This window comes from Caballeronia eucalypticola (assembly GCF_047608185.1).
Taxonomy (GTDB): domain Bacteria; phylum Pseudomonadota; class Gammaproteobacteria; order Burkholderiales; family Burkholderiaceae; genus Caballeronia.
On the sequence record NZ_JBLKRU010000002.1, the window covers coordinates 467,834 to 474,962 of the forward strand.

At 54.7% G+C, this 7,129-nt stretch carries 7 protein-coding genes; 2 read left to right on the forward strand and 5 right to left on the reverse strand.

The features are described 5' to 3' along the window. Positions 1-7 precede the first annotated feature (7 nt). From add to ACMX25_RS04310, 4 genes are all read right to left on the reverse strand, one after another. A complete protein-coding gene (gene add, locus ACMX25_RS04295; RefSeq protein ID WP_414948288.1) occupies positions 8-1,021 on the reverse strand; it encodes an adenosine deaminase in 1,014 nt (337 codons plus the stop codon). Positions 1,022-1,582: 561 nt separating this feature from the next. Then, positions 1,583-1,879 (reverse strand): hypothetical protein, encoded by a 297-nt coding sequence (locus ACMX25_RS04300; RefSeq protein ID WP_414948289.1) that lies wholly within the window; start codon positions 1,877-1,879, stop codon positions 1,583-1,585. Between the two features lie 106 nt (positions 1,880-1,985). Continuing rightward, complete coding sequence (locus ACMX25_RS04305; RefSeq protein WP_414948290.1) at positions 1,986-2,249, reverse strand: DUF4148 domain-containing protein; 264 nt, start codon at positions 2,247-2,249, stop codon at positions 1,986-1,988. Positions 2,250-2,806: 557 nt separating this feature from the next. Then, positions 2,807-3,643: an AraC family transcriptional regulator gene (locus ACMX25_RS04310; protein ID WP_414948314.1), complete on the reverse strand. Its 837-nt coding sequence runs from the start codon at positions 3,641-3,643 to the stop codon at positions 2,807-2,809. 394 nt (positions 3,644-4,037) lie between these two features. Between ACMX25_RS04310 and ACMX25_RS04315 the strand changes: the two genes are divergently transcribed. Both ACMX25_RS04315 and ACMX25_RS04320 read left to right on the forward strand, forming a co-directional pair. After that, entirely contained in the window at positions 4,038-4,808 is a 771-nt protein-coding gene (locus tag ACMX25_RS04315) for an enoyl-CoA hydratase/isomerase family protein (protein ID WP_414948291.1), read from the forward strand. A gap of 320 nt (positions 4,809-5,128) precedes the next feature. After that, entirely contained in the window at positions 5,129-5,425 is a 297-nt protein-coding gene (locus ACMX25_RS04320) for a creatininase family protein (protein WP_414948292.1), read from the forward strand. A gap of 649 nt (positions 5,426-6,074) precedes the next feature. Here ACMX25_RS04320 and ACMX25_RS04325 read toward each other — a convergent pair. Then, positions 6,075-7,097: an IS30 family transposase gene (locus ACMX25_RS04325; protein ID WP_414948293.1), complete on the reverse strand. Its 1,023-nt coding sequence runs from the start codon at positions 7,095-7,097 to the stop codon at positions 6,075-6,077. Positions 7,098-7,129: the final 32 nt, after the last annotated feature.

Genomic DNA, 7,129 nt, shown 5'->3' on the forward strand with positions numbered 1-7,129 from the left:
CGGTTGGTCAGTTGTACCAGTAGTCGTGCAACGACTGTTGCATTGCGCGCTTCGATGAGTCATCGCAGAATGCGCCTTCGAATCCATTGCGCATAACCTCGAAAACCTGATCGTCGCTCAAGTCAAGTGCTCGCGAGGTTCGGAGAATGTTCTCCGTCAGGTCTGCCTTAAAGTAAGACGGATCGTCAGTGTTGAACGTCACATTGCATCCTGCTTCAAGCAGGCGTCTCGCGTTATGCTGCTCCAGCGAATCGAACACTTTCAGCATGACGTTGGAGATGGGGCAGACCGTCAGCGGCACGCGCGACTTAGCGAGACGTGCAACCAGTGCCAGATCCTGTTCCGCCGTCACACCGTGATCAATACGATCAGCGCGAAGCAGATCCAGTGCCTGCGAAATGTAGTCCGCAGGTCCTTCTTCACCAGCATGCACTGTCGTGTGCCAGCCCAGTTCGCGAGCGCGTTCGAATGCTCGAACGAACCTTGAGGGCGGATTGTTCTCCTCCGGACCACCCAATCCAAGCGCGATGATACGATCGCCGAACGGCTCGGCCTCCTCGATGGCCGCGAGCGCGTCGGTCTCGCTGCGATGGCGCTGAAGTCCATATATCACGTTGGCCTTGATGCCGCATTGCGACTCGGCGTCGTCACACGCGCGGAAGATGCCGGCGAGCATCACGGAAGCAGGAATACCCCGTTCGATGTGAGACTGGGGCGAGGTATAGAACTCAATGTAGCGCGTACTTTCCTCATGAGCGCGCAACAGATGGTCGAACGTGACTGCGTAGAAGTCGTCTTGCGTCAAGAGCACCCGTAGTCCCGCGTAATACACCTGAAGGAACGCATCGAGATTCCGGAACTCGTATGCAGCGGCGATTGCCTCGGGGCAGTCGAAACCAATGTCGACATTGTTACGCTTCGCAAGCGCATACATCATGTCGGGCGAAATGGTGCCTTCCAGATGGACATGCAGGTCGGCCTTGGGAGCACCATGAATTTTGGCATAGCTGATCTGGGACACCGAGTTCTTCCTCGCTATTGAGCCGCTCTTGTCGATCAGCGGATCATAGTGCTGCCGTCAGTTTTTGAATTGCATGGAATTTAGTCCGGGGTGTGCGAATTTTTCGAACTGCCAGGTTTTCTTAAACGTGGTCCGCCTGGACCGACGTCAGGAGATTGACCGGATGAACAATTGCGGATCCACATTGCCCCCAGACGCAATGACCAGTGCGTTCCTGAGATGTCATCGGCCGAACGAGAGACGTTGGTCAGCCTCGCTGCGGCGATAACGCCCGTTATCGTGTCCAGCCTATCAGTTGCCCACGGAAAATCTCGTTCCACACCGTCAGCGATCCCAAACAGCGTGTCACGAGCCCGAAGCTCCCGACTATTCCCACACGCTGGCTGCATTGACCCGCAGCACTAGCATCATGATTCCAAGCAGTCGGGACCACATCATCGTTTCGCGATTCCTTTTGCGGGCGCGACGGTGTCAAGGGCAGTAAGGAGACGTCCTCGGCTGGGTACATCATCCGTCAAGAATTCGTCAGCTGGCCCGCGCTCGGCATAGATTCGCACCGGATCAAAGGGCTTCGCGGGCCTCGGCCTTCCGTGTGGCGAGTGCCTCACAGAAAACCGGCCCACGCTTTTTGGGGAGGAGATCTTCCGTTCTTATAAGAGCACTAACAAGCTCGTCGTACATCGCTCGATCATCAGCCATCAGGTCCGACACGTACTGGACCACACGATCAAGGTCGTCGTGGCTGGCCGGATCAATGTTGCGCCCGAGCCGGGAAAGCGCTTCCGCAATAACTTTCGCGGCATCCCGTAGTTCTACGAAGCTCTCCTCATTGCTCCCGTCCACCATACCGTTTGACAATCGTTGGTGACACCAATTTTCCGTAAACGCTGCTATGGCGGACCGCTATCGTGACTGAGCGCCCGTTGCCGCACGGATTGCAGGGGTCTAACGTCAATCCCAAAATTTATTGCTCTCCCGATTGCGAGTTGGAATCGGAGACAGAGCCGTACGCACTCGCGTCCTTGCTTTTTGCGACCAGGTCTTCCGCATACTGGATATCTGCAGGATAGTCCTTTATACGACTGCTTGGGTTGTAGCCGACCTGTTCGAGCTTTCGAATTTCGTCTTTTACTTGCGCGCGGGAGACAGGAGTAGTCGATTGCGCATAGGAGGCGGTTGAAGCTAAGGCGAATATGACCGTGGTAGCGGCCCAGAAAAGCGGTTTCATGGTTGATCTCCAATTTAGTCACGACGAGAGAAGGGACATACGGCGAGTGATGTACTTATGCTAATCGCGTATGAGATCAATTAATTTTGTTATATCGCCAATTCGTCTCTGAAACCTGCCAATCCATATCATGCTGACCACCGTGCTGTAGGAAGCAATAGAGAGATACGTATTGCTGCGCTGTTTTTGCGAGGTTCTCTCAGAACGTTGGCTGGAGACGATTAATTACAGGGCCAAGGTTCTGCGCAGCGACGCCCAGCGCTACAGTATCTCGAGGCTGCGCGGTTCCCGCTGTTCTCACCGATAAGGAACCGCTCGCCGCGGGTTCGCTTGGGAGACGGATCTAGAACCTAAAACGGCTGCGCCTGACTCGCGCACGCTCGAGCAGTTCGTTCTCCAATGTTACTGAGAAAAACCGTCGCCGACCGGTGCAGCGGTGCTCGTACAAACGCTACGGACGCTTTGATGCGCTGGAGGCCTTCGTGCTGGAGGCATTCGGCAGTGTCTCGTTAAAGCACTGCGCTCGTTTTACGCAGAGCTTCCCTTCAATGAGGGCATTAAAGTTGAGAGGCTTCGAATTTGTCTGCGCGATACTTGCCGGGACTTTGGCCCATGGTCTTCTTGAACATGGTGATGAAGGAGTTGGGCCCCTCGTACCCAAGTTCCATTGATACCGCTTGAACTGACGCTCCGATTGAAAGCCGCTGCAGGGCGATGATGATATGCAATCTCTCGCGCCAGCGTCCGAACGTCATCCCCGTCTCACTGAGAACCAGCCGCGCGAGTGTGCGTTCACTCATAGCATGGCGGTGTCCCCATTCCGCGATGGTGCTCCGGTCAGCAGGGTTACTCAGCAACGACGACGCAATCTGCTGAAGCCGATGATTGTCGGAAATGGGAAGAAAGACATCATCCGGTGCTAGCTGTGCTAGTTGGTCCAAAAGTACCTGGGCCAGCCTGCTGGTTGTACCTGTCGCTGGGTATTGTGGCGGTAGTTTGGCAAGTGAACGGATCAGCTCCCGGATCAGAGGCGTAATGGTGAAGCTTCGGCACTCAGCGGGTAATTCAGCTGCATCCGGTGCAATGAAAACCACGTATAACTTGGCGAAATCCGAGGCATGATTACTATGGGGAATACCTCCAGGAATCCACACCGCGCCGTTAGGCGGGACGATCCACCATCCCCTCGGCGATCGACACATGACCGATCCCCTTAAGGTAACCACCAGTTGTCCCTTGCGGTGAACGTGCATTGGCAACTCGTCGATTTTTCCGTTTGCCTCCAGGAGGACGGCCGTCACCGGTGGGTCCAGGAAATCCGGATCGAATGGCTGGTAGTCAATCTTAGGCGCTGGTACGGAAGCTGGCACGCTTGGACGATTGGTGTCAGACATCTCTTGGTTCACGGTTCGTTCTCTTCCCCGAATTTGTTTCGGCTACTTAATAAGTTGCTGTAGAAAGCGCGCTCCGCAGACACTTGTGGGGAATGTTGACCAAAACTCGACTGGTACTCTGCGCTTTCCCCTGTAGCAAGACGAGTCTCTTTGGGCCCCGCGTTGCTCGCTACTACGGAAGATCTACCAATCGGCCTGATGGGGTCACCACCACACTTAAACAACTGCCTTGCGAGTCTTGCTAATTCCAGGTGCTTCCTCAGCACAAAATTCTGTCGTTGTTTCAGCGCCAGAATTCTATGCTGTCGAGGGAAGAATAACGTTCAGAAATCAAAATCTAATCGTGCACCATGCTACCTATAATAACAATCTTTACTGAGGCGAGTCTTCCTGGATGAACACCAAAGAACTTATCTTTACGCAACTCGATACTAATCTTGTGCAACTCACGATAAGCCGACCGCCGGCCAACGCTCTCAGCGGAGTTCTGATCGCGGCATTGAGCTCTACCCTGAAGCACCTCGCTCAGCAAGATTCGCCACCTGGGGTCGTCCTCACCGGAGACGGAGAGCGGTTTTTCAGTGCTGGTGGCGATATCAACGAAGTGGCGGACCACGAGCTTGCGATATCCCGCATGAGAGACTTTCAGGATTTGCTGTGCCAAATAGAGGAATATCCAAGCCCGCTTGTATGCGCCGTCAAGGGCTACGCGGTCGGGGCGGGATTCGAAATTGTCCTCCATTCCGACTACATTGTGGCGTCTCCGCAGTCACGGTTCGGATTTCCTGAGATAAATCATGGCCTCTTGCCGGCCGCAAAGGGCATGCGCCAAGCGGTAGCAATACTTGGGCAGCGTACCGCACGTTACCTCTTATGCTCAGGTTCCCTTATTTTCGCGAAAGACGCCATCACTGCCGGCGCAATCGACGAAATTGCAGAGGTTGACGACGTGCTAACAAGAGCCGTATTGAAGTGTCGTGAACTGCGCGAAAAAGATTCCCGACTCTTTACGGCCATTAAACGAACGCTTCAGAAAGCTTCACAGATGACGGACGTGGCGTTGTTGGACATGACACTTAGTGACCTCGCCGGATATCTCGGCGACTCGAAGTCTGCCGACGCCAGGTCCCAATTTCTGACTCGAAACAAGAAGGCCAAATTGTAGTCTGTTTGGAGTCAGGGACGAGGCATCTCGCCGGTATGACATACGAAGACGTACCTAGTGCCTTGGCCAACGACTTTGATAGCGTCATTATTCCTTGTGGCGATTGAACAGCATGGACCTCCTTTGCTTCTAAGTATGGATGCTGATCATGCGGAAGGTCTAGCGGTCGAGGTCGCTGCGTTGTTAGGCAGCACTTTGATTGCGCCCACTATACAAGTGTGGCTGCTCGAGACATCATCTGCCCTTTCCCGGCACTATCTCATTTAGGAAACTTCAATGCCTTTCTCGCGATGCTTCCGCGTGTCTGAGAGGCGTTCGGCGTGTCCACTCAGGTCTTCGCGTATACGGACCCTCAGGCGTGGCTACTCGAGTGGCGATCTGCTGTTGAACGTGCTGGAGGCGACCCTGAGTCGGTTGGTCGGCACACCGATATCGCCGAGACGTCACTCGTGATCCATCTTCGTCCGGATACTGTTCGGCATGAGAAGTTGGTGGCGGGACATGTTGGTCTGATGACGACTGTCCAATTGAACATGAGGTTGAAAAATGGGATTGCCTCAACCACTCCGAACGGCGTTCGGGGCGATGCACTAGGATCGACGCGCGAGATAGGATAGAGTTGTTTGCATGGCATCTCCAAGTTCCTCGCGTCGACATTTGCAGCCTAAGCATCCTTGGCGAACAGTTGAGCCTGTCGCTAAACGGTGCGCGCCTACTTGCTTTTCGTTGTAGCGGAGTCGCGGTTGCGACTTCGGCGGAGTACTGTTGCTTCGAAGTCTTGGTAGAGCGTAGGCATCCACCCGCATTAGTAGAATCCTGTACTCTGCGCTGATGCTTCCAGGCGGTGGGGCGCCAAAGATGCGTCGAATATCCTCTATCGACCGTGCACGCGCCGTTAAACCAGCTAAAAGCAAAAGCATTGGTCAGCTCCTCCGGCTTAATTAAAGATAAAGAACATCGATGGGCGCCCACATCGGCATACCTTCCTCCGGTCAACTAGCAAGGGCGTCAACGATAGACGTAATTCCTACCTTGAAATTTGCCGACAACAACGTTGTTGCGCTTCAATATCACCAAAGCTGATCGAGTATCGCTAAATTCCGGTCTCGACGCCGCACAACCAACTACCGGCTGAATCGAGAACTCGGTATGCCACTAGAAGAGCTTTCCCGTAAGGGCCGTTGTCGGGGTGTCGCCGTCGGCGAGATGTTCCCCGAAGACCAGGTCGTAAGCAGGGCGGTCTCAAGTCGAAGTGCAACAACTGGTCTAATGTTTAGATGACGTTGCGAGATCCGCTGCTTTTAGTGTCGCGGCAAATACCTCGAAGGGTGAATGAAACGCATGCGTAGCACGAGGGCGGTTGTTCAAGCTGTCTGCAATGACGTCGAGGTCGGCCTGACTATGGACGGAAAGGTCGGTGCCTTTGGGCAAGTACTCGCGCAACAGGCCGTTGGTATTTTCACAAGTTCCTCGCTGCCACGGGCTGTGTGGATCGCAAAAATAGACATTCACGCCTGTTTGAGCGGCAAGTTCTTGATGCCGTGAGAGTTCACGCCCCTGGTCGTAAGTGAAGCTGTGACGCAAGTGCTCGGGGATCGAGTTGAGCTTGGCGGAGAAGCCAGCCAGTGCAGATTCGGCTGTGGCATCGTCCATCTTAGCCAGCAGCACTAGACGGCTGGTTCTCTCCACCAACACGCCCACTGAAGAGCGATTGCCTTCGCCTTTAATGAAGTCGCCCTCCCAGTGCCCGGGCATCACGCGATCCTCTATTTCAGGTGGGCGCACGTGAATGCTGACCATATTTGGAATTTGCCAGCGGCGATCACTACCCCGTGTCCGCGACATACGGGCGCGATGAGCACGACGCAAACAAGCAATGAGTTGACGCCGTAGTTCGCCGCCTGGGTGGGCGTAGATAGTGGTGTAAATCGTTTCGTGCGAGACCTGCAAAGTCGGATCGTTTGGGAACATACGCTTGAGGACTCCAGAGATTTGCTGAGGCGACCAACGCCACTCCAGCAGCGTGAGGACGACCCTCCAGCAAGCGCTGTGAGGCCCGAGTTTGGGCGCGACCGCACTGTTGGATCGTCGGGCCGAACTGAGTGCGTGCGCCGCTGCTGGGACATAACCAAGCACAGAACTATTGCGCCTGAGTTCGCGGCTAAGGGTAGAGGCCGAGCGCCCGAGTATTCGGGCCATGGCCCGAATACTAGAACCCCGTTGACGTAGGCTCGCAATCTCCAAACGTTCCTCAGCTTGCAACTGCTCGTACTGATTTGCTTTATGCATTACAACACCTTATACGCTTTGGTGTTGCGCTT

Coding starts and splice junctions, on each gene's coding strand:
- ACMX25_RS04305 (WP_414948290.1), bottom strand. CDS start 2,249: ATGAAACCGCTTTTCTGGGCCGCTACCACGGTCATATTCGCCTTAGCT.
- ACMX25_RS04310 (WP_414948314.1), bottom strand. CDS start 3,643: ATGTCTGACACCAATCGTCCAAGCGTGCCAGCTTCCGTACCAGCGCCT.
- ACMX25_RS04315 (WP_414948291.1), top strand. CDS start 4,038: ATGAACACCAAAGAACTTATCTTTACGCAACTCGATACTAATCTTGTG.
- ACMX25_RS04325 (WP_414948293.1), bottom strand. CDS start 7,097: ATGCATAAAGCAAATCAGTACGAGCAGTTGCAAGCTGAGGAACGTTTG.